This is a genomic window from Kribbella sp. NBC_01245 (assembly GCF_036226525.1).
Taxonomy (GTDB): Bacteria; Actinomycetota; Actinomycetes; order Propionibacteriales; family Kribbellaceae; genus Kribbella.
Window position 1 is genome coordinate 4,676,879 of the sequence record NZ_CP108487.1, and the last position, 22,222, is coordinate 4,699,100.

General features: G+C 67.3%; 22 protein-coding genes. 17 read left to right on the plus strand and 5 right to left on the minus strand.

What is annotated here, in order from left to right; all coding sequences use genetic code 11:
- Positions 1-133 precede the first annotated feature (133 nt).
- The 3 genes from mshD to OG394_RS20925 all read left to right on the plus strand — a co-directional run bounded on the left by mshD (position 134) and on the right by OG394_RS20925 (position 3,451).
- Positions 134-1,009 (plus strand): mycothiol synthase, encoded by an 876-nt coding sequence (mshD, locus tag OG394_RS20915; RefSeq protein WP_328988689.1) that lies wholly within the window; start codon positions 134-136, stop codon positions 1,007-1,009.
- A 527-nt stretch (positions 1,010-1,536) separates the two neighbouring features.
- Positions 1,537-2,619, plus strand: a complete 1,083-nt coding sequence (locus OG394_RS20920) for a hypothetical protein (RefSeq protein ID WP_328988690.1) — start codon at positions 1,537-1,539, stop codon at positions 2,617-2,619.
- Entirely contained in the window at positions 2,597-3,451 is an 855-nt protein-coding gene (locus OG394_RS20925; protein WP_328988691.1) for a GSU2403 family nucleotidyltransferase fold protein, read from the plus strand. Before OG394_RS20920 ends, OG394_RS20925 begins: the two co-directional genes overlap by 23 nt.
- A gap of 75 nt (positions 3,452-3,526) precedes the next feature.
- Here the strand turns inward: OG394_RS20925 and OG394_RS20930 are convergent, their stop codons facing one another.
- Complete coding sequence (locus tag OG394_RS20930; RefSeq protein ID WP_328988692.1) at positions 3,527-4,606, minus strand: alpha/beta hydrolase; 1,080 nt, start codon at positions 4,604-4,606, stop codon at positions 3,527-3,529.
- 67 nt (positions 4,607-4,673) lie between these two features.
- On the opposite strand from OG394_RS20930, the gene OG394_RS20935 reads away from it, so the two are divergent.
- Genes OG394_RS20935 through OG394_RS20945 form a run of 3 tightly spaced genes read left to right on the plus strand, consistent with a single transcriptional unit; the run spans position 4,674 to position 8,257 of the window.
- Positions 4,674-6,833, plus strand: coding sequence for an RNA degradosome polyphosphate kinase (locus OG394_RS20935; protein WP_328988693.1), 2,160 nt, complete (start codon positions 4,674-4,676; stop codon positions 6,831-6,833).
- A 10-nt stretch (positions 6,834-6,843) separates the two neighbouring features.
- Entirely contained in the window at positions 6,844-7,716 is an 873-nt protein-coding gene (locus OG394_RS20940; RefSeq protein WP_328988694.1) for an NUDIX hydrolase, read from the plus strand.
- A 37-nt stretch (positions 7,717-7,753) separates the two neighbouring features.
- On the plus strand, positions 7,754-8,257 hold the full coding sequence (locus OG394_RS20945) for a GNAT family N-acetyltransferase (protein WP_328988695.1): 504 nt from the start codon (positions 7,754-7,756) through the stop codon (positions 8,255-8,257).
- Here the strand turns inward: OG394_RS20945 and OG394_RS20950 are convergent.
- The 3 genes from OG394_RS20950 to OG394_RS20960 all read right to left on the minus strand — a co-directional run bounded on the left by OG394_RS20950 (position 8,211) and on the right by OG394_RS20960 (position 10,485).
- On the minus strand, positions 8,211-9,155 hold the full coding sequence (locus tag OG394_RS20950) for a hypothetical protein (RefSeq protein WP_328988696.1): 945 nt from the start codon (positions 9,153-9,155) through the stop codon (positions 8,211-8,213). The two genes, OG394_RS20945 and OG394_RS20950, sit on opposite strands and share 47 nt — an antisense overlap.
- An 80-nt stretch (positions 9,156-9,235) precedes the next feature.
- Positions 9,236-9,637, minus strand: a complete 402-nt coding sequence (locus OG394_RS20955) for a hypothetical protein (RefSeq protein ID WP_328988697.1) — start codon at positions 9,635-9,637, stop codon at positions 9,236-9,238.
- A gap of 71 nt (positions 9,638-9,708) precedes the next feature.
- Positions 9,709-10,485 carry a response regulator transcription factor gene (locus OG394_RS20960; protein ID WP_328988698.1) on the minus strand — a complete coding sequence of 259 codons (777 nt, stop codon included), beginning with the start codon at positions 10,483-10,485 and terminating at the stop codon, positions 9,709-9,711.
- A 211-nt stretch (positions 10,486-10,696) separates the two neighbouring features.
- On the opposite strand from OG394_RS20960, the gene OG394_RS20965 reads away from it, so the two are divergent.
- The 10 genes from OG394_RS20965 to OG394_RS21010 all read left to right on the plus strand — a co-directional run bounded on the left by OG394_RS20965 (position 10,697) and on the right by OG394_RS21010 (position 20,752).
- Positions 10,697-11,170, plus strand: a complete 474-nt coding sequence (locus OG394_RS20965; protein WP_442914218.1) for a bifunctional nuclease family protein — start codon at positions 10,697-10,699, stop codon at positions 11,168-11,170.
- Between the two features lie 111 nt (positions 11,171-11,281).
- Positions 11,282-12,610 (plus strand): hypothetical protein, encoded by a 1,329-nt coding sequence (locus OG394_RS20970; protein WP_328988699.1) that lies wholly within the window; start codon positions 11,282-11,284, stop codon positions 12,608-12,610.
- Position 12,611: 1 nt separating this feature from the next.
- Positions 12,612-13,922, plus strand: a complete 1,311-nt coding sequence (locus OG394_RS20975) for a hypothetical protein (RefSeq protein ID WP_328988700.1) — start codon at positions 12,612-12,614, stop codon at positions 13,920-13,922.
- A 20-nt stretch (positions 13,923-13,942) separates the two neighbouring features.
- Positions 13,943-15,247, plus strand: coding sequence for a hypothetical protein (locus tag OG394_RS20980; RefSeq protein WP_328988701.1), 1,305 nt, complete (start codon positions 13,943-13,945; stop codon positions 15,245-15,247).
- Positions 15,248-15,431: 184 nt separating this feature from the next.
- Positions 15,432-15,851: a hypothetical protein gene (locus OG394_RS20985; RefSeq protein WP_328988702.1), complete on the plus strand. Its 420-nt coding sequence runs from the start codon at positions 15,432-15,434 to the stop codon at positions 15,849-15,851.
- A gap of 249 nt (positions 15,852-16,100) precedes the next feature.
- Positions 16,101-17,225, plus strand: a complete 1,125-nt coding sequence (pstS, locus tag OG394_RS20990) for a phosphate ABC transporter substrate-binding protein PstS (RefSeq protein WP_328988703.1) — start codon at positions 16,101-16,103, stop codon at positions 17,223-17,225.
- Positions 17,226-17,345: 120 nt separating this feature from the next.
- The gene (gene pstC / locus OG394_RS20995) at positions 17,346-18,386 is read left to right on the plus strand and encodes a phosphate ABC transporter permease subunit PstC (RefSeq protein ID WP_328988704.1); all 1,041 of its coding nucleotides are present in this window, start codon (positions 17,346-17,348) and stop codon (positions 18,384-18,386) included.
- Complete coding sequence (pstA, locus tag OG394_RS21000; RefSeq protein WP_328988705.1) at positions 18,383-19,303, plus strand: phosphate ABC transporter permease PstA; 921 nt, start codon at positions 18,383-18,385, stop codon at positions 19,301-19,303. Before pstC ends, pstA begins: the two co-directional genes overlap by 4 nt.
- A gap of 17 nt (positions 19,304-19,320) precedes the next feature.
- Positions 19,321-20,097: a phosphate ABC transporter ATP-binding protein PstB gene (gene pstB / locus OG394_RS21005; RefSeq protein ID WP_328988706.1), complete on the plus strand. Its 777-nt coding sequence runs from the start codon at positions 19,321-19,323 to the stop codon at positions 20,095-20,097.
- Between the two features lie 91 nt (positions 20,098-20,188).
- Positions 20,189-20,752, plus strand: coding sequence for a hypothetical protein (locus tag OG394_RS21010; RefSeq protein WP_328988707.1), 564 nt, complete (start codon positions 20,189-20,191; stop codon positions 20,750-20,752).
- A 111-nt stretch (positions 20,753-20,863) separates the two neighbouring features.
- On the opposite strand, the gene OG394_RS21015 is transcribed toward OG394_RS21010, so the two are convergent.
- Positions 20,864-21,298 carry a DUF2752 domain-containing protein gene (locus OG394_RS21015; protein WP_328988708.1) on the minus strand — a complete coding sequence of 145 codons (435 nt, stop codon included), beginning with the start codon at positions 21,296-21,298 and terminating at the stop codon, positions 20,864-20,866.
- A 99-nt stretch (positions 21,299-21,397) separates the two neighbouring features.
- Between OG394_RS21015 and OG394_RS21020 the strand changes: the two genes are divergently transcribed.
- Positions 21,398-22,207 carry an RDD family protein gene (locus OG394_RS21020; RefSeq protein WP_328988709.1) on the plus strand — a complete coding sequence of 270 codons (810 nt, stop codon included), beginning with the start codon at positions 21,398-21,400 and terminating at the stop codon, positions 22,205-22,207.
- Positions 22,208-22,222 lie beyond the last annotated feature (15 nt).

Genomic DNA, 22,222 nt, shown 5'->3' on the forward strand with positions numbered 1-22,222 from the left:
CCGTTGTCTGAGCGGTGTTCACACTCGTCTTTTGAGCGGCGAACAGGCGCAAATTACCCGACGGTTCTGGCCACACCAAGGCCTGAACGGGTCTGAAGGGAAAACTCGCACACAACCCCCTACGGTGGTGGGCGTGACCGTCGAAACCGTTACCGCACCGTTGCCCAAGGCCACCATCGCCGCCATCACCGAACTCGCACGCGCCGCTGCGGACAGCGACGGCGTACAGCCTTTGAACGAGGCCACCCGGCTCAACCTGGCCGCCGGTGGCGAGGGTGGCGTTCACCTGCTGCGGTACGACGATGAGGCCCTCGCGGGTTACGCCCATCTCGACCCGGACGGTTCTGCCGAGGTGGTGGTGGCCTTATCCGCAAGGCGAAAGGGCTTCGGCACCGAGCTCGTGCGGGCCCTCCTCGACGCGGCCGGTCCACGATTGCGGATCTGGGCGCACGGCCGGCTCCCCGGTGCCGACGAACTGGCCGCGCGACTCGGCCTCATCGTGACGCGCGAGCTGTTCTTCCTCGCGCGGGATGCCGAAACGGCCGGCCCACTGCCCGAGTTCGCCATGCCTCCGGCGTACGACTTGCGCACGTTCCTACCGGGTCAGGACGACAAGGCCTGGCTGGCCGTGAACGCCCGCGCCTTCGCAGACCACCCGGAACAGGGCTCGTGGACCCAGGCCGACCTGGACGAACGCCTCGGCCAGGAGTGGTTCGACCCGGCCGGGTTCTTCCTCGCGATCGACCGCGCCTCGGGCGAACTGGCCGGATACCACTGGACCAAGGTCGAAGACGGCGTCGGCGAGGTCTACGTAGTCGGCGTCGACCCCGCCCACCAGGGCACCGGCCTAGGCAAAGCCCTCACCCTCGCCGGCCTCCACCACCTCCAAGCCCGCGGCCTCCCCCGAATCGTCCTCTACGTAGACGGCACCAACACCCCCGCCCGAGCCCTCTACACCTCCCTAACCTTCACCACCGCCACCCTCGACATCCAATACACCCCCGCCTAACCCACCCCCGCACACGCCCGCCGTGGCAGGTGGGCCCGGCGGGTGATGGGGGTCACAGAATGTGCATGGGAAGTCGCGTCATGAACACGGGGCGGGGTCGTCTCATCTGTAGCCAGGAGCTGCACGGCCTCTACCCCCCAGTCGGGTGGCTCCTGGCCCTCCCCCAAAGGTCGCGTCCGGCCGGCGCCGCACCCGCCGCCGGACGCGATCGGTATGCCCGGACCTGCCCTGCAATGCCCCAGCATTCACCGCCACCAAAGACATAAACTCAATGTCGTCAGGGGCTGTAGCTCCTGGAAGTGGGCCTGGCAGCTCTCCGGACGGTGAGTCGGCCGGGCTTCGCGTTTCCCCTGCCAATCCCGACCGCCTCGATGGCCAGAGCCGAGGTCCACCGCCATTCCTCGCCGCCAGCCAGTAGGCCCACACGACGGATGAGTGGGGCTGAATTAGGCAATGATTCGGGAAATTAGCTGATTCCGTTGCCAACGGAGGTATGGTATAACCCGAATGCGGAGGAGGTGACCACCGTGAGCAAGGACGATCCACCCCAGACCGACCGAGAGCTGTACGAACGAGGCCTCGCCCTCCTCAAAGAGCGATTGCCCGAGCTATGGCGAGTACAAGAGCTGCATTCGGAGACCGACGGGCCGGACGGCCTGCTCGTGATCACCACCGACGACGGCGAGGCCACCAATGCCGTAGTCGAGGTGAAGCGCTCGGTCGGGCGCAGGGACCTGGCCGCTGTCTGGGAGCACCTTCGGTCGTTTGCCGACCAATACCCGGACAGCACCCCCATCCTCTTCAGCCGCTACCTGGCACCGCCCGTACGCGACCGACTCACCGACGCCGGGGTGTCGTTCGTCGACGCCACCGGCAATATCCGGCTCCAGGTCAAACGGCCCGGTCTGTTCCTTTTCCTGTCCGACCGTGGCGCCGACAGCGACCCCTGGCGCGGCCCTGGCCGGCCGCGAGGCGATTTGAGAGGACCTGTCGCCGCCAAATTGGTGCGAGCGCTGCTCGACTTCGACCGCAGTTGGCGGATCACCGAGCTCGTCAACGAAGCGCGCACCTCGACCGGGTCGGCGTACCGCGTAGTCGAGTTCCTCGAGGAGGAGGAACTCATTCAACGGACCGGTCCACGCATACAGGTGCCGGATTGGGAACGGCTACTCCGCCGCTGGAGCCAGGATTACATCTTCGTCCGAGACAACCGGACAACCCGTTGGCTGGCGCCACGCGGACTCGAGTCCCTCCAACGCCGAATCGCCGCCACAGGTGATCTGACCTACGCGGCGACCGGAACTATCGCGGCTGCAGAGTGGGCTCACTATGCACCCACCAGGGCCGCAATGATCTACACCACCAATCCCTCGGCGGCCGCCGAGGCGTGGGACCTCCGGCCGGCCGACGTCGGCGCGAACGTCGTCCTCGCCGAGCCCGCCGACGACTTTGCTTTCGCACGCACCGTGGTGGCCACCAGCTGGGGCGGCCAGCTCGCGGCACCCAGTCAGGTCGCGGTGGACCTGCTGACTGGTCCTGGGCGGAATCCGTCCGAGGGCGAAGAACTGATCGGATGGATGGAACAGAATGAACGCACCTGGCGCAAGTAGCCCGGATCTCCTCGTCCCGGCCCGCGGCGCCCTACTCGACGCCTTGGTCGCCCTGGAGCAACACCGCGACGCGGTGATCGTGATCGGAGCACAAGCCGTCTACCTCCGGACCTCGGAGATCCGGGCACAGGTCGCACTTGCGGAAGCAACAAAGGACAGCGATCTCGCAGTCGATCCACGAGAACTCGCCGAGGAGCCGCTACTCGAGCAGGCGATGACCCGGGCCGGGTTCATCCCCAACCCCGATCCACGCAAGAAGCAGCCGGGCGCATGGGTCAACAAGGCCGGGTTCGAGGTCGACCTGATGGTGCCGGAGGCACTCGCCGGAGGCGGCGGTAAACAAGCCCGCGGTGCGCGGATTCCGCCCCACAGCAAGGGCGCCGCACGCAGGGCCCGCGGACTTGAGGCTGCCCTGGTCGACTACTCCCCCATGGAGGTCGCTGCCCTCGACCCAGCTGACAATCGCCGCTACACCGTCAAGGTTGCGGGACCAGCCGCTCTGCTGATCGCCAAGCTTCACAAGATCGCCGAACGTGTCGATGACCCGAATTCCGATCGTCTCCAGGATAAGGATGCTCACGACGTCTACCGTCTGCTGACCGCCTATGAGACAGACGGCCTTGCCGCGCGCATTAAGCAATTGCTGGCTGAGGAGATCTGCGAGTCAGAGACCAGGGACGCACTAGACCACCTTGAGACGCTGTTTTCTGCAGGGCCCGATGCGACGGGATCGACGATGGCCGGGCGAGCCGAGGAGGGAATCGGCGAACCACTGACGGTTGCTGCCAGTACGGCAACACTGGCGGCGGACCTGTTGCGGGCACACCGGTAGACCCCGGCCGACCAGCGAGGGCAGTTGGATTCACTGCCCCGGCATGCCCCGCAATGCCCCAGCGCCAAGGTTCCGTTACGTGGGTGGGCGGAGGTGGGATTGGATGGCGGTGGTTATGCGGCGGCGGGCGTGGAGGGTTTCGTCGGCTAGGACGAGGATGTTGGCGAAGCCGTGGACCATGGAGCGTTCGCAGTGGTGTTCGACCTGGACGCCGGCCGCGGTGAGCTTTTCGGCGTACTCGTTGCCCTCGTCGCGGAGCGGGTCGAAGCCGGCGGTCACGATGTACGCGGGGCAGAGACCGGTGAAGTCGTCGGCCAGCAAGGGCGAGACGATCGGGTCGGCGCGGATGGCCGGGTCGGGCGTGTAGTGCTCGCGGTACCAGGTGATGTCGTCGTCGGTGAGGAAGAAGCCCTCGGCGAAGAGGTCCCGGCTCGGGCGGCGGCCGACGAGGTCCACCGCCGGGTAGATCAGCACCTGCAGCGCGGGCGGTACCAGTCCGCGGCGGACGCATTGCTGGGCGACGACGGCCGCGAGGTTGCCCCCGGCGCTGTCACCACCGACACCGACGTACGACGGATGGGCGCCGAGGTCCTCGGCGTGTTCGACGGCCCAGCCGAAGGCGGCGATTGCGTCCTCGGCGGCGACCGGCGCCTCGGCTTCCGGGGCGAGGCGGTAGTCCACCGACAGCACTCGCACGCCCGCCTCCTCGGCCGCGTCGCGGCAGAAGGCGTCGTGGCTGTCCAGGTCACCGACGACCCAGCCACCACCGTGGAAGAAGACGAGCAGGCCGCCGTTCGACATCGGGGCCGAGCGTGGCACGTACAGCCGAGCGCCGAGCTGGCCGTCCGCACCACGCACGGTGAGGTCGGTCACGCGGTGCAGTTCACGCTGCGGGCCGGCGACGAGCTTTGCCGAGGTCAGCAGGTTGGCCCGGGCCGTCGCGACCGAGACCCGGTCCTTGGATTTGCCTGGCAGCAGCCCCTCGAGGCGCAAAAGCAGCTGGAGATCGGGGTCGAGCACGTTGCCGTCGATCTGGATCGGCGCCCCGGCCAGGCGGTGCCGCAACGAGGCGGGCAGCGCGGTGACGGGCCGCAGGGCGCTGCCTTGCACGGTATCGAGCGCAGTCCGCAGCAGGGTGTCGACTCGTCTGTTCACAAGGAGTGACGATAGCTTGGATCGGCGGCCCGCCGCGCTGGCAACCTCCTGTTCATCCCGAGGTGACATGCTTGGACACGTGGCAGAGGACTTGCTGGCTTCGCACAACCGTGAGTACGACGTCGAACCTCCGTATGACATCGCGGAGGCCGGCGACCTGCCCGCGGACCGGTTCTCCGACCGCGAACTGAGCTGGCTCGCGTTCAACCAGCGCGTGCTGGAGCTCGCGGAGAACGAGCTGGTCCCGTTGCTGGAGCGCGCCAAGTTCCTGGCCATCTTCGCCAGCAACCTGGACGAGTTCTTCATGGTCCGGGTGGCCGGTCTGAAGCGGCGTATCGCGGCGGGTGTCGCCGTGCCGGCCGCGAGCGGGCTGCTGCCGCGGGAGGTGCTGGACCGCAGCCTGAGCCGTAGCCGGGAGCTGATGGACCGGCAGGCCGAGAGCTGGCGCAAGGTGGTGCTGCCCGCGCTGGTCGAAGAAGGTATCGACATCCTGCGTTGGGACGAGCTGAACCTGTCCGAGCGCGACGACATGAGCCGGTTCTTCGCCGAGCGGATCTTCCCGGTGCTGACGCCGCTGGCGGTCGACCCCTCGCACCCCTTCCCGTACATCTCGGGCCTCTCGCTGAACCTCGCGGTCGTGGTGCGCAACCCGACCACCGGCGGCGAGCACTTCGCCCGGGTGAAGGTGCCGCCGCTGCTGCCACGCTTCGTGAAGGTCGCCGAAGGCCGGTACGTTCCGCTCGAGGACGTGATGGCCGAGCACCTGGGCCAGCTCTTCCCGGGTATGGAGGTGACGCAGCACCACACCTTCCGCGTCACCCGGAACGAGGACCTCGAGGTCGAAGAGGACGACGCGGAGAACCTCCTCGCCGCGTTGGAGAAGGAGCTGCTGCGGCGGAAGTTCGGCCCGCCGGTCCGGCTGGAGGTCGAGGAGTCGATCGATCCGCAGGTGCGGGCGCTGCTGCTGTCCGAGCTGGGCGTGACCGAGGCCGAGGTGTTCGAGCTGCCCGGCCCGCTGGATCTGCGCGGGCTGTTCGCGATCGCGAGCCTGGATCGGGCCGAGCTGAAGTACCCCGGTTTCGTGCCGTCGACGCACCCCCATCTGGCCGAGGTTGAGACGGCGAATCCGGCCGACATGTTCCACGCGCTCAACCAGCGGGATGTGCTGGTCCACCATCCGTACGACTCGTTCTCGACGTCCGTGCAGCGGTTCATCGAGCAGGCAGCGGCCGACCCGCAGGTGCTCGCGATCAAGCAGACGCTGTACCGGACATCGGGTGATTCCCCGATCGTCGACGCCCTGATCGACGCCGCCGAGGCCGGTAAGCAGGTGCTGGTGCTGGTCGAGATCCAGGCCCGCTTCGACGAACAGGCCAACATCAAGTGGGCCCGCCAGTTGGAGCACGCCGGCTGCCATGTCGTGTACGGCGTGATCGGGCTGAAGACGCATTGCAAGTTGTCGATGGTGGTCCGCGACGAGCCGGACGGTCTGCGTCGCTACGCGCATCTCGGCACCGGCAACTACCACCCGAAGACCGCCCGGCTGTACGAGGACCTCGGCCTGCTGACGTCCGACCCGGTGGTCACCGAGGACGTCGCGCACCTGTTCAACCACTTGTCCGGGTTCTCCCTGCGCAGCGGTTACCGGCGGCTGCTCGTCGCGCCTCAGGGCGTTCGGACGGGCCTGCTCGAGCGGATCGAGCGCGAGGTGCAGCATCACCTGGCCGGGCGGCCCGCGCGAGTGCGGCTCAAGGTGAACTCGCTGGTCGACGAGGCCCTGTCGGACGCGTTGTACCGCGCGTCCCAAGCCGGCGTACCGGTTGATCTCTGGATCCGCGGCATCTGCACCATCCGGCCGGGTATTCCCGGGCTGTCGGACAACATCCGCGTTCGCAGCGTGCTCGGGCGGTTCCTGGAGCACAGCCGGATCTTCTGGTTCGAGAACGGCGGTGAGCCCGTGGTCGCGATCGGCTCGGCCGACCTGATGCACCGCAACCTGGATCGCCGGGTCGAGACGCTGGTCTGGCTGAAGGAGCCGGACCACCTGACCGAGCTGGGCGACCTGTTCGACCTCGGGTTCGACGAGGGCACCAGCTCCTGGTGGCTGCAGGCCGACGACACGTGGGTCGCCCACCAGACCGACGACGACGGCAAGCCGCTGCGCGATCTCCAGGAACGGCTGATCGCCACCCGCGGCCGGCGCCGCCAGACCGAGCCGATCAGCTAGGTCCCGGACGATGAACGAGGCGGCGACGGTGATCGCTGCGGGTGGCGTCGTCTGGCGTGAGGTCGACGGCCAGCGCGAGGTGCTGCTCGTCCATCGCCCGCGGTACGACGACTGGTCCCTGCCGAAGGGGAAACTCGACGGCGGCGAGCACGTCCTGGTCGCGGCCCGGCGCGAGATCCAGGAAGAGACCGGACAACTCGTCACGCTCGGGCCATCGCTGGGGATCCAGCGGTACGACGTACGCAAGAACGGGTCTACCGCGCCCAAACTGGTGCATTACTGGTCCGCAAGCCCCTGCGGTAAGCCGCAGCCCTTCGTCCCGAACGACGAGATCGACGAGTTGGAGTGGCTGCCGGTCCCGAAGGCCCGTAAGCGGTTGAGCTATCCCCGGGACATGGAGATCCTCGACGCCCTCGCGGACGCCCTACCCGTCGAGTCCTCGGTGGTGGTGATCCGGCACACCAGTGCGGTCAAACGCAAGGAATGGGACGGCAAGGACCAGGACCGGCCTCTCACGGCCGAAGGCGCCCAAGCCGCGCAAGACCTCATCGGCGTACTGGGCGCACTCGGGGTGAACAGGATCATCACCAGCGACGCGGAGAGGTGCCGAGCCACGATCGCGCCGTACGCCGCTGAGGCCGATCTGACCATTCACGAGCATCCGGAGATCTCCGAGCGCGGATACGGGAAGGACCCGGACGCGTTGACCGATCTGCGCGGGTGGAAGCCGGGCAAGGTGACGGTCATCTGCTCGCATCGCCCAGTGCTGCCCGCGTTGAGCCGTGCGCTCGACCTCCGCGTCGGCAAGTTCTCCCCTGGCGCTTTCGTGACCGCCCACCGCACCCCGGCCGGCCAGTTCCACGAACGCTTCCGCAGCCCCTGACGCCGGGCGTGCACCAAACAACGTGCACGATGCTGTTATGGACGCCCTGATGCCGCCCGTGCTCACGCCCGTGATTCGCCCGGCCGAACCGGCCGATACCGAGACCCTGCACCGCTTCATCGTCGAACTCGCCGACACCGAGGACTTCCCTGGCGAGGTGACGTCTCAGCCGGAGGATGTCGCGAACGCGCTGTTCGGCCCGAACCCACTGGCCGAGGCAGTGGTCGCCACGGTCGATGGCGAGCCCGCCGGATTCGCCTTGTACTACTCGACGTACAGCACGATCGTCGGCCGCGGCGGTATCCACCTCGAGGACCTGTACGTCGCACCCGGTCATCGCGGCGCCGGGCTCGGCCGGATGCTGCTGGCCCATCTCGCGCAGGTGGCCGTCAACCGCGGCTGCGCCCGGCTCGAGTGGTGGGTACTGCGGACCAACGAGCCGGCGCTGCGGTTCTACCGGCGGCTGGACGCGCGCGGGCTGGACGAGATCGAGATCATGCGCCTGGACGGGGTTGCATTGGCTGATCTGGCCGCTTCTTAAGAACTGCTGCCGCGTCGCGGGCGATCTGGTCGACGGCGGGGTTGAGGGCGGCGAACTCGGCCGCGTGCCGTTCGACGATCGCCTGCTGGATCTCGGGCTGCCGCTTGTCGATTTCGGCGAACAATCCGGTCCGAACGCCGCAGCGCACAAAGGCCACCGCGAATTTTACCTCGGCCGCCGTTGGAATATATTTGCGCGCCGGCACTGGCGGCTCTATCTGCACACCTGCGGAAAGACCTACCGGACGCCGAAAGGGCGGCGCCACAGGATTCTCGTGCGTACCAGTTTGAATTCCGAATTGGCTGAGATCGCCGCGTGCCGAGAATTGCTCGCCAGACTTCACCCGATAACCCTGAGCAGCGAAACACGCGGTCAACTCACCACTTTTACCGTTGATGATCTCGGTGGTCCGCGCGCTGCGCTCCTGGACGAGCTTGTTGCCGAGGTCGGCGTACAGACTGCGAACCCGGCCGACCTCGTCGGGCGCGCCGAACATCGCCCGGGCGGACCGCTCGCAACCCCGCGCGGCCTGGGTGAACGCCGGGTCCTTGCGGACGACGTTGGCGGGTTGCGCCAGCAGGGGCGCGCCGAAACCGTACTTGCGTGCGTCGGCCTCCGTCCGCGGACTGAGCGGTGCCGCCGCCAGCGCGGGTAGCACCGGCGCAGGACCGAGGCTGACCTCCCGCTCCTGCGGGTACCCGGCGGCCGCCAGGCAATCGAGGAAGAAGGTCAGGTCGGCCTTCTCGATCGTGGCCAGCGCATCGCGCCGGAAGTGGTCGAAGGGCTGCTCGGCACCGGCCGGCAAGGGCGGCAGCTCGGCAACGGCGGCCGGGCCTGGTGCCGTACCGCATCCGGTGGTGAGCACGGCCAGCAGACCGAGAGCGGCCAACTTACGCATCGAAACTCCCTTACCTGGTTAGCCTTTCGGACCTGAGCATGGGTGGAGCGAGCTGGGGACTCGCTCCACCCACACGGCTATCAGCAGTTGGCGCGAACGTGCTTCGCGTTCTCGTCGTTCAGGTCGCCGGCGAAGTTCGACCAGCTCGTCGACCGGGCCGGGAACTGCCAGCTGTCGTTCGTCCAGTCCCCGGACTCGGTGACGCACACGTTGCTCACGCTGTCGCGGTTCTTGATCGAGCTGGCGTTGTGGTAGAACGGCACGCCGCTGGACATGTTGCCCTCGTTCGCGTGATTGGACGAGCTCCCGTAGAAGTGCCGCTGGCCACCGGCGCCGTCGTGGTGCTCCGCGAAGCAGATCTCGTAATAGTTGCACTCCAGCTTCTCGTCGCCACGGTCGACGGCGTTCGCGGCGGCGGTCCCGGCCAGCGCCAGACCGGCCACCATCGACAGGCCACCGATCATCTTCACAACCTTGCTCATCGCTGTTCTCCTCACGGTGTGGAATTACCCTTGTCGCAGCAGCGGCGACAAGGACAATTCAACCGGTGGAGTCACGCGCCGTCCCGTGTCGAATGGACAAGCACACCCTGTCCATTCGACCCCTGTCCGAATGAGCATTCGCCGAATAGCAGACCTGCCCGAACGGCCAGGTTGACAGCATGCGCGCGATTCTTGGCCTGGAATTTCGTGAGCAGATTCGAGACGTGGTATTTCACCACGCGTTCACTACGCCGGAGCCGGGTGGCGATCTCGCGATCGGTGAACCCGTCCGCCACCAGCAGCAGTACGGCCTGCTCGCTCGCCGTCACCTGGCCGCAGATCGCCCGGCGCAGCGACGGATGCGGCAACTGCTGGACGTTCTCGGTGGCGCCCTCGCGCAGCACGGCCGCACCGAGGGACGGACTCACCCAACCGCCATCCGCACGGCCGGAGCAAACGGCCCGGATGCCGGTGGCGATGTCGTCCGCGGTCGAGACGATCGCGTCCACCTCCGCCTGGGCGTACGCGCGCAGGTCCTCGACGGCCGGCATCTCGCCGGTCACCAGCGCCACGATCGGCACCTTCGGGATCCGCGCCTCGGACCGGCTCCGGGTCAAGGCCACCAGACCCTGCCGGAGCACGGTGTCGACCAGCAGCACGTCCGGGCGGATCGCCAGCGAGCCGAGCGCGCCCTCATCCGGCACCGTGGCGACGACCTGGATCCCCGGCTCGCGGGCGATCAAGGTCGCCACCCCGGCCCGGACCACCGGGTTCGGCGCGACGATCACCACCCGCACCGGCCGACCGCCCGGCTCTCCCAGCGCGAACATTCCCCGGGCGACCTTCATCCGCGACTCCCCAGCCGTCACCGCCGGTCACCGAGAATGACCGGCTGATTCTGAACGGTCATCATCCTGAGGCGGCCGTGCGATCGGGACAATGGTTTTCGGTCAGGGGAGAAAGCCTCCTGACGGCCCGGCCGATCCGCACCAGGTAGGGTCGGCAGGAGCGTTGTCTGGCGACTCAGCGGACGCCAGCTCACGGAGAGGCCCGGCTCGGATGACCACGTTGCGAGACCTCACCCTGATCGGGATCCGGATGGAATCACCCGGCCACGCGCCGGTGATGATGCTCCGGGAGACCGACGGGTACCGGTACCTGCCGATCTCCATCGGCTCGGTGGAGGCCACCGCGATCGCCTACGAGGAACAAGGCCTGCGCCCGTCCCGTCCGCTCACCCACGACCTGATGCGCGACATCCTGGTCGCCCTGGAGACCACCGTGCTCGCGGTCGAGATCGTCGAACTGCGCGACTCCGTCTTCTACGCCGAGCTGGTGCTGGCCAACGGCGCCCGCGTCTCCGCCCGCCCCAGCGACTCGGTCGCACTCGCCATCCGCCTCGGCACCCCACTGCGCTGCCGCGAGGAGGTGCTGGCCGAGGCCGGCGTCGCCACCCCCGAGGCCGAGCAGGCCGAACTCGAGCGCTTCCGCCAATTCCTCGACGGCATCGCCCCCGAAGACTTCACCAGCTGAACTTTGCAGGAACCTGCAATCAATAACGCTTCCCGGCCACCCAGCCGATGAGCTAAGTTCAGCCGACGTCGGCGGGGGATCGATCAGCCGGCCTGGGGAACGGGAATCTCGATGAACGTAAAGGGCAGCGTCATGCCCAAGTCCGGCGTAGCCCTGCTCGCCGTCGGACTCATCGCCGGCCACTTCGTCACCGGCAGCACCGACGAGGCCACCGCGGCCGCCCCCGTGAACGTGGGCCTCGCCTGGGCCGACGGCGGTGTCCGGGTCACCTGGCCGACCGATTCCGCGCCGAACCTGCTGCGCGCCACCGATGCGCAGGGCACGGCCTTCGAGCAACTCGTCCCAGCCGCCTCGGCCGACTCGATCGTGCTGCCGGTCAGCCGTTTCCCGGTCTTCCGCGAGCTCACGATCACCGTCTACACGCGCGCCTCGGACACGGCGACCACCCCGGACGCGGCCGTCGGCCAATCCCCGGCCTTCGACACCGATCGCCGCATCACGGCCACCGTGACGAAGCGGCAGCCGAACGGCAATGGCACCTTCAGCCTCGGCTGGACCGTCGGCACCGCCCCCGACTACACCCCGAACGACCCGCTGGACGTATCCCCCGTCGCCACGGCAACGCCGTACGTCAGTGATCGCGTCGGCTGCGGCTGGACCGCCCTCGCAAGTGTCCACGGCAGCACCGGCACGGCGACCATCCCCGCGCGCGTGCGTCCGTACCGGGTGTTCCTGCGGTCCCCGAACGAGTGGGGCACGGTTGATACCAACGCCTTCGAGGTGGCCGATTACGTCGTCAGCAGCAGAGTGCCGGCGGCGAGCACCTATGGCACCCGCATCTTCGTCACCGGCCGAGTCCAGCTGAACCGGCCGAGCCGTTGCGTGGCAGGGAAGACGCAGGCCGTCTATCGCGATGACGCGATCGGGTGGGTCCAGGTGCAGGCACGGAACACCAGTACGTCGGCGTGGTCGACGGTCAGTTCCTGGCGGACGGATCCCGATGGCACGTTCGAGGGCTATGCGTCCACGCCGGGCACACGGCAGTACCGGGTGCTGATGCCGTCGGCCGCGAAGGCTCCGCAGTACGGCTTCGGCGACGTGGCCGCGTTCGTCGCCGGCTCGAGCGCTTCCACGTCGATCGCCCGCTATGCCTTGCGGACGGCGCGGATCGACTACCCGCAAGCGACATACGGCCGCAAGGTGTCGGCGCTGCTGACCGTTGCCCCCGGCACCAATGTCCGCGCCACCCTGCAACGCTGGAACGGCAGCACCTGGGCGAACGTGAAGTGGGTCTACACGAAGAACGGCGTCGGCTCGTACTCGTTCACCGCGGCTCCACGTGGCGTCCATGCCTTCCGGTACGTCGTACCAGGCGCCTACTACGCGGGCCGCTACATCACGGGTATCACCACTCCCACCTTCCGGATGACGGTGCGCTGACATGAAAACGCCATTCCTGATCGCGATCTCGCTCACCGCCGGCCTGCTCACCTCGGTACCGTCCGCCGCCTCCGAGATTCCGCCCGCGCCGACCGGCGTACGCATCAGCTGGGCCGACAGCACCCACGAACGCATCCGCGTTACCTGGACCGACACCGGCACCGGCAATCGGATCCACGTCAAGACGCTCAGCGGGAGTACCAGCAACGACGCGGTGATCGATGTCGTGGACGCCTCGGCTCCGAATCAGCTGGTGTTCAGCAAATACCGGCTGCCCGTCAACCGTGAGGCCGTCGAGCTCCAGGTGACCTCCGGTTCCTCCGCTGGTACGAGCGCGCCCGCACGGTCCGTCCGCTTCGACACCACCTACGCTCCGGCGACCCGGATCACGTACGCCATCCCGCAGTCCGACGGCAAGGTCCGGCTCAGCTGGACCCGCGCCGCGATGCCGATCGACCGCAACCCGGGCGATCCGCTCGATGTCGCCTTCGATCCCGATCTGCTGACGCCCACAGTCCTTGGTGACAAGGCGTATCCCGTTCCGTCTGGAACCCGGTCCTTCGTCCTGCCCGCGCGACCGGCCGGCTATCGGGTCGCCGTGGCGAGCCGGAACGAGTGGGGTGAATCTCCCAGCGCGGACCTGAACCACGTCGAGGTCGGCCGGATGCAGCCGCAGATGTTCAAGATCCCGAGCTACTCCAACTACGGCTTCAAGCATGAGTTCGAGTTGCTTCCCAGGGTCCTCCTTTGCCCGGCCACGCAGAGCTGCGAGGGCAGCCAGCCGCAGTGGCGGACCGGATCCGCCTCGGTGGCGTTGCAATTGCAGGCCAGGAACAACGCGAGCGCCCCGTGGCAGATCGTCGAGCGGAGTAACTCCGGCTTGAGCCAGATCTTCACCACGGCGATCGGGACGCGCCAGTATCGCGTCGTCGTGCCAACCTGGGCCCCGAAGTACCCGGTCCAGGTCACGCCCTGGATGGCCACCGGGCCGTACACGGTCGCCACCGGCTTCATGGTCTACCCGGCACCCTTCAACGACGGCAACCATGTAAGTCTCGGCCGGCGGGCTACCTCGCTGCTGAAGGTCGAGCCCGCGGTGAACCTCAAGGTCGCCCTGCAGAAGTGGACCGGCAAGACCTGGGCCCACGTGCAGTACGTCCAGCTCAGCAAGGGCGCCGGCTCCGCCACGGTCACCGCGACCAAACGCGGCGAAACCCTCTACCGCTACGTCATCCCGAACACCACCTGGGCCGGCCGCCCCATCACCGGCCGCATCGCCCTCGCCAGGCTGACCGTCCCGAGCTACCCATGATCGCAGTGCAGGAGTCGTTCATGCGCAGACGAATCGCCCTGATCGCCGCGGGCGTCACTGTCGGCCTGGTCACCGGCGTCTTGACCGCTACGACGGCATCCGCCGCTCCGCCCGCGCCGACCAACGTGAAGGTGGAGTGGGCCGACTCGACGCACAAGATGGTGCGGGTCAGTTGGACCGATTTGGGTGAGGCCAACGAGATCGAGGCGATCGTGTTGTCCGGGCAGCCGCACGATATTCGGGTGCGGGAGTACACCGCGGCCGGGGCGCCGAACGAGGTGCTGCTCGAGCCGCGCTGGTTCAACTGGAACCACCCGGAGCTGGAGCTCCAGGTTCTCTCGACCAAAGGGTCTGACCGGAGCGCACCCGGCAGGTCCGTTCGATTCGACACGTCGCGTCCGCCGCAGACCGTGATCCAACGGGCGGTGCCGCGCACGGATGGCCTGGTGCAGCTGACGTGGACGCAGAGCGCGGTGGCGAAAGACCTGAACCCGGGTGATCCGCTCGACCTGCCGTTCGATGCCGAGGTGGTGTCGGCGGGGATCAACCCGCAGTACCCGGACCCGAAGACCTTCGCCATCCCGCGCGGCGCCCGGAGCTTCCTGTTGCCGAAGGTGGCTCGGCCGTACGACGTGGCGATCCTCGGGCGCAACGAATGGGGCAACCAGTACCCCATCCGGGCTGTCCAGGTGTACGACATGGGCGTTCAGCTCAAGGTCCAGGCCTCAGCACCGTTCAATCGGCCCGTCGACATCCGCGCCACCGCCGGACTTGTCTGCGGACCTGGCTGTTTCAGGAACCCCGATCTGCTCGACCGACCCGCGGAGGTGCCGTGGCAGCTACAAGGGCGTGCCAACGCGAACGCGCCCTGGTCCGTGGTCACTTCTGGCAAGGACCTGCGCACGATCCAGCCTTTCGTGGGGTCGATCGGCACCAGGCAGTTCCGCATCGTCGTACCGACCTGGTCTCCGGTCTATCCGGTCCAGGTGTCGGGGTGGATGGCGACCGCACCGAGGACCTCGGTGACGACGTACAACCTGCAGAACGCCAACCTGACCACGACCCTGGTCAAACCTGGCGCTCCGGTGGGGGTCAAGCTGAGCGTGGCGCCGTACGTCAACGGCAGGGCGCTGTTGCAGCGATGGACGGGTACGACGTGGGCCGGGATCACGTGGGTGCCGTTCACCAACGGCAAGGGTTCAAAGAGCTTCACCGCGCCGACTCGTGGTTACTACGCCTACCGGATGGTGGTTCCGGGCATCACCTATCAGGGTCGTTCGATCGCCACAACGGTCTCGTGGAAGTCGTATTTGTCGGTTCGCTAGGAATTTTGCAGGTAGCTGCAATAGGCAGTGCTTAACGGCCGTCATCCCGTGGGTGTCAATTGTCGTTTCGATGCCAATACCGGCAAACGCCCGGAAGGGAAAGCGGGCCGGTTCATGTGGCGTTCATTTCGCGCCGTCGTACTGACGTCGACCACCGAGAGCCGGTGGCTGGGACGGAGGAACGATGAAGAAGAGACTCCTTGCGGTGTTGGCGATGGCGGTCGCGCTCGTGGTCGCGACCGCATTGCCGGCGGCCGCGCGGAATGTGAATGACACGCATTCCTACAGCAACTGCACTTTCAACTACCAGCTCAAAGATCATGGGCTCGGTAAAGAAATCGGTTATGCCGCGCTGATCTGGGTCCAGATCTTTCCCAGCCGGTCCACCAAGACCACGCCTGGCTGCAGCCTGAAGCTGCGCATCCTTTACAAGCAGCCGCAGACCGAGGATTGGGCCGTGAAGAACCTCCTCTTCACCCGGAGGGTCGACGAGGTGGTCAGCTTCACCAACGACCGCTCCTCGGTCGGGGTGATGCGGGTCATCGCGACCGTTTGCAAGAACGGGTCCTGCGGCACGTCGAAGGTCACCACGGCACAACAGTGAGGTAACGGGTCCGGCGCTGACTTGACCGCGGGGCGCCGGACCCGCTTGCCTGATGACCGCGAACGTCCAGGAGCACCGCCGGACTACCGGCTGTGTTCATCTGCTGGCTGCCTGACATCAAGTCAGTGGTCGCCATCGCGACCAGCATCGTTTACTCGCTGTTCACCAAGGTCCGGGTACTCGGCCATCTGATCTCCCTAGCCTCTGTGGGGAAAAGGCATCACATCCCCGCAGAAGGGCAACACACTCGTGTCCGTCAACCGTGTGCTCCGCGCCGGCGTTGTCGCCGTGGCCACTCTTGGTGTCCTGGCGCTCAGCGCCTGTGGCAGCGACCCCGAGCCGACCGGCTCCTCGACCCCCTCGTCGTCAACCGGCGCCGATGGCGACTGCCCGTCGGGCACTCTGAACGCCGAGGGATCCTCGGCGCAGAAGAACGCGATCGAAGAAGTCATCGCGAAGTACAACGAGAAGTGCGCCGACGTCACGGTGAACTACAACCCGACCGGTTCCGGTGCGGGTATCAAGCAGTTCAACGCGAGCCAGGTCGACTTCGCCGGTTCCGACTCCGCGCTGAAGACGGAGCCGAAGGACGGCGTGATCGAGGCTGACGCCGCCGCCAAGCGTTGCGCGAACAACCCGGCCCTGAACCTGCCGATGGTGATCGGCCCGGTCGCACTGGCCTACAACGTGGCCGGCCTGGACAAGCTGATCCTGGACGGCCCGACGGCCGCCAAGATCTTCCAGGGCACGGTCAAGACCTGGAACGCGCCGGAGATCGCCAAGCTGAACCCGGGCGCCAAGCTGCCGGCCGCGCCGATCTCGGTCTTCTTCCGTTCGGACGAGTCCGGCACCACGGAGAACTTCGCCAAGTACCTGAAGGCCTCCGGTGACGGCGCCTGGAAGGGTGAGCCGGCCAAGAAGTGGACCGGCACCGGCGCCGGCAAGGAGAAGTCGGCCGGTGTGGCCGAGGCGACCAAGTCGACCCCGAACTCGCTGACCTACGTCGAGTGGTCCTACGCCGTCGACAACAAGCTCGGCGTTGCGCAGGTCGACACCGGCGCCGGCCCGATCGAGCTGACCCCCGAGTCCGCCGCCAAGGCCCTGGCCGAGGCGAAGGTCAAGGGCAAGGGCAGCGACCTGGCGCTGTCGGTCGACTACGGCACCAAGGCGGCCGGGGCCTACCCGATCATCCTGGTGACGTACGAGATCGCCTGCAGCAAGGGCCTTCCGGCCGAGAAGACCGCGCTGGTGAAGGGCTTCCTGAGCTACTTCGCGAGCACCGAGGGCCAGGCCAGCCTGGGCGAGCTGAACTACGCGCCGCTGCCCGAGGAGATGCGCACCAAGGTCGAAGCCGCCATCAAGGCCATCAGCTGAGACCTGCCGTGATCGTCGCCCTGGCCCCGCTCGCTTCGGTGAGCGGCGGTCAGGGCGCAGTCGCGCCAGAGGTCGAAGCTTCCGCCCCCTTGTCGCCAGCCGCCGGGAGTCGGCTACCTCATGAGTGATCCAACCAGCCCGCCCAGCTCCGAACCGCGGGACGCGGGCAGTACCAAGCTCGATCTCGGGCCCGTCGGCCATCTCGGCGACCGGCTCTTCGCAGGGCTGGCCCGCGGTTCCGGCGGCCTGGTGGTCGCCATCGTCGCGTTCGTCGGTATCTTCCTGCTCGCCCTGGCGATTCCCGCGCTGGCGGACAACGAGGGCAACTTCCTCTTCTCCCGCACCTGGCTGCCGGGCGGGGAGCACCCCGAGTTCGGCATCGCCGCGCTGTTCTATACGACGCTGGTCAGCTCGATCATCGCGATGGCGGTCGCTGTCCCGATCGCGGTGGGCGTCGCGCTATACATCACGTACTACGCCCCAGCCCGGCTGGCCCGCCCGGTCGCGTACGTCGTCGACCTGCTGGCCGCCGTACCGTCGATCATCTATGGCCTCTGGGGCATCCTCTTCTTCGCGCCCGTGATCCAGCCGGTGTCCGGCGCGATCTCGGACGCGCTCGGCTGGATCCCCGTGTTCAACGAGGCTCCCGGCGCCGACCGCGGCACGGTGTTCACCGCCGGCCTGGTGCTGGCGATCATGATCCTGCCGGTGATCACCGCGATCAGCCGCGAGATCTTCGCCCAGACCCCGGTCACCCATCGCGAAGGCGCCCTAGCCCTCGGCTCCACCAAGTGGGAGATGATCCGGATGGCCGTGCTGCCGTACGGGCGCTCCGGCGTGGTCAGCGCCGCGATGCTCGGTCTCGGCCGGGCCCTCGGTGAGACGGTCGCGGTGATGATCATCCTGTCCCAGCCGAACCCGATCGCGCCGTGGACCTCGTCGATCTTCGCCGGCGGCGAGACCTTCGCCTCCAAGATCGCCTCCAGCGCCGCCGAACTCGACACCCCGGCCAAGACCGGTGCGTTCATCGCGGCCGGCCTGGTGCTGTTCGTCGTCACCTTCATCGTCAACTCCACCGCCCGCCTGATCGTCGCGCGCAGCGGACCGGGCAACCGCCGCCCCCGCCGGACCAAGGCCTCGAAGCAGGGAGCCGCCGCGTGACCACTCTCGCCGCGAACAAACCGGCGTACGACGGAACGACGCTCGACCTGACCGGCAAATCCGGCAGCCGGGCCGTGCGCAACATGCTCGCCACCATCCTGATCAGCCTGTGCTTCCTGATCGCGGTGATCCCGCTGGCGTGGATCCTTTGGACCGTTGTCAGCAAGGGCTATCACCTCGTCCTGGACGCGAACTGGTGGTCCCAGTCGCAGCGTGGCATCACCTCGCGTCGCGCGGGTGGCGGCGCGTATCACGCGATCATGGGCAGCGTCATCATGGCGCTGACGTGCGCCGCGATCGCCGTACCGCTGGGGGTTCTCGGTGCGATCTACCTGATCGAGTACGGCAAGGGCAGCAAGGCCGCTCGCGCCGTTAGCTTCATGGTCGACATCCTCACCGGTGTGCCCTCGATCGTCGCGGCCCTGTTCGTGTACGCCGTCTGGATCACCATGCTCGGGCAGAACCGAATCGGTTTCGCGGTCTCGCTATCCCTTGTGCTGTTGATGATGCCGGTCGTGCTGCGTTCCACCGAGGAAATGCTCAAGCTCGTACCGGATGAGTTGCGCGAAGCGGCGTACGCGCTGGGCGTGCCGAAGTGGAAGACGATCCTCAAGGTCGTCGTACCGACCGCCTTCGGTGGCATCGTCACCGGCGTCATGCTCGGCCTGGCCCGGGTGATCGGCGAGACCGCGCCACTGCTGATCCTGGTCGGCTATTCCAAGGTCATCAACCTGAACCCGTTCGAGGGCTTCATGGGCGCACTGCCGACGATGATCAACAACGACCGCGGCGATATGGCTCTGCCGTCGGCCGCGGACCGGGTCTGGTCGACGGCACTGACGCTCATTCTGCTGGTCCTGGCCCTTAACCTGATCGCGCGGCTGATCGCGCGGTTCAGCACCATCAAGTCGAAGTAGTGAGGATCTGAGTCGATATGGCAAAGCGCATCGAGGTCAGCGGCCTCAACGTCTACTACGGCGATTTCAAGGCCGTCGAGGACGTGTCGATGACGATCGAGCCCCGTTCCGTGACGGCGTTCATCGGCCCGTCCGGCTGTGGCAAGTCCACCTATCTGCGCACGCTGAACCGGATGCACGAGGTGCTGCCGGGCGCGCGCGTCGAGGGCAAGGTGCTGCTGGATGAGCAGGACCTGTACGCGCCGGGCGTCGACCCGGTGGCGGTCCGCCGGGTGGTGGGCATGGTGTTCCAGCGGCCGAACCCGTTCCCGACCATGTCGATCTTCGACAACGTCGCGTCCGGTCTGAAGCTGAACGGCGTGAAGGACAAGAAGAAGCTCACCGAGGTGGTCGAGACCTCCCTCAAGGGCGCCAACCTGTGGAACGAGGTCAAGGACCGGCTGGACAAGCCCGGCGCGGGTCTGTCCGGCGGCCAGCAGCAGCGCCTGTGCATCGCCCGGGCGATCGCGGTCGAGCCGCAGGTGATCCTGATGGACGAGCCGTGTTCCGCGCTGGACCCGATCAGCACACTGGCGATCGAGGACCTGATCGAGAAGCTGAAGGACCGGTTCACCGTCGTCATCGTGACGCACAACATGCAGCAGGCGGCCCGGGTCTCCGACCAGACGGCGTTCTTCAACCTGGCCGCGACCGGAAAGCCCGGCCGGCTGGTCGAAATGGGCCCGACCAAGCAGATCTTCTCGAACCCGAACGAGAAGGCCACCGAGGACTACATCACCGGCCGCTTCGGCTGATCCGAACCGCGCGGGCGTGGGGGTGCGTGACCAGTGGGCCCTTCAGTCGATAACCTGCGGTGATTCCTAACAGGCTTATGAAGGGACTGCGGTGAGCACTCCGACGCCACCTGGCGATGACCCGAACACCCCGGACGAACCCGGTTACACCCCGGGTCAGCCGGGCCAGCCGGGTCAACCCGGTCAGCCGGGTCAGTACGGACAGCCGCCTCAGCCAGGCGGACCGTACGGCGGCCAGCCCGGTCAACCCGGCCAGTACGGCGGCCCCGGCGGCCCTGGGCAGTACCCGGGCCAGCCTGGCCAGCCCGGCCAGTACCCCGGTCAGCCGGGTCAGTACCCCGGACAGCCGGGTCAGTACCCGGGTCAGCCCGGGCAGTACCCCGGCGGACCGGGCGGCGGTGGCTACGGCTACGGCACGCCGGGTCAGCAGCCGCCCAGCAACACCCCGATGATCCTGTCGATCATCGGCATCGTGTTCTGGTTCTGCTGCCAGCCGGTCTCGATCGTGCTCGGCCTGATCGCCCAGAAGCAGTACCGCGAGCAGGGGCAGCCCGACACGCTGGCGAAGGTCGCCTGGATCGGCGGCATCGTGTTCCTGGTGATCGCCGTGATCCTGCAGCTCACCGGTGCACTCGCCGGACTCACCAGCAGCTGATCTCACAGTAGAAACGACGGTAGGCCCCGGGTGTTCCGGGGCCTACCGTCTTGTTTAGAAGAACTTTTCGCTGCTGGGAACCGGTTGGCGATCGGCGGAGTCGGAGGGCTGTCAGAAATTACGCAGTACGCCGAACAGGACCATGCCCGCGATACCGACTTTCAGCAGCACGTCCATCGTCCGCCGGCTTGGGCGCAGTCTCGGCAACCGCACCAGCCGGGCCCGTTCCAGCAGCCAGGCCAGCAATTGGTAGCCGACGGCAACACCGATCACCGGGCTGAGCAACAGCACCACCGGGTTGAAGTGCCAGGCCGCGTCCAGATCGCCACGCAACAAGGCCGCGGCCATCCGGGTCGATCCGCAGAGCGGGCAGTCGAGACCGGTGGTCACATGCAACAAACACGGGATACCAAGGCGGCCACCGGAAAGCTGGTAGACCGCGGCGAGGGCGAGACCACCCACACCCACCCACGCGACACCGATCACGCGGCGGTCCAGCGGTTCGACCGGGCCCTGCGGGTGCATCTCGATCCTGGCGGCTGTCATCGACACCTCCCTACGGTAACCCGCCCGGGTCCGTTGCAACTTTGAGCTTCGTACTGACTAGTCTGCTGTTCACTCCTCAACCATTAAGAAGGGAACGTCGTGAGCACTCCGACGCCGCCAGGCCCCTACGGTCCGCCTGGTCAGAACCAGCCGGGCCAACCGGGCCAGCCGGGTCAACCCGGTCAGCCGGGCCCGTACGGTCAGCCGGGCCAGTACGGCCAGCCAGGGCAGTACGGCCAGCCGGCTCAGCAGGGCGGTCCGTACGGCCAGCCCGGCTACGGCCAGGTCCCCGGCCAGCAAGGCCAGCCCGGACAGCCAGGCCAACACGGTCAGCAAGGCCCGTACGGCGGTCAGCCGGGGCAGCCCGGTCAACCCGGCCAGCCCGGTTACGGCCAGTACGGCGGCGGTCAGCCGGCAGATCCGTACGGCTACGGCTACGGCGGCCCTGCCGGTATGGGCAACCTGGCCGAGTGGCTGCCGCGAGTCGGCGCCTCCCTGATCGACAGCGTCGTCACCGGCCTGCCGCTGCTGATCGGCTACATCGTCTTCTTCGTCAGCCTCGCGAGTGCCACGACTGACGGCACCCTCGACGAGGCGGACACCGGCGCCCCGATCGTCGCTCTGATCTTCCTCATCCTGGGCATCCTGGGCACGATCGGTCTGACCCTGTGGACCCGCGTGTTCCAGCAGGGCAGCACCGGCCAGAGCATCGGCAAGAAGGTGCTGAAGATCAAGCTGGTCGACGCCAACACCGGCCAGACGATCGGCGCGGGCAAGGCATTCCTGCGCGAGATCTGCCACGCAGCCGACTCCGCGATCTGCGTCCTCGGCTACCTGTGGCCGCTGTGGGACGTCAAGAAGCAGACCTGGGCCGACAAGATCTGCGACACCCTCGTAGTCGAAGCCTGAGTTCAGTTGTCAGCA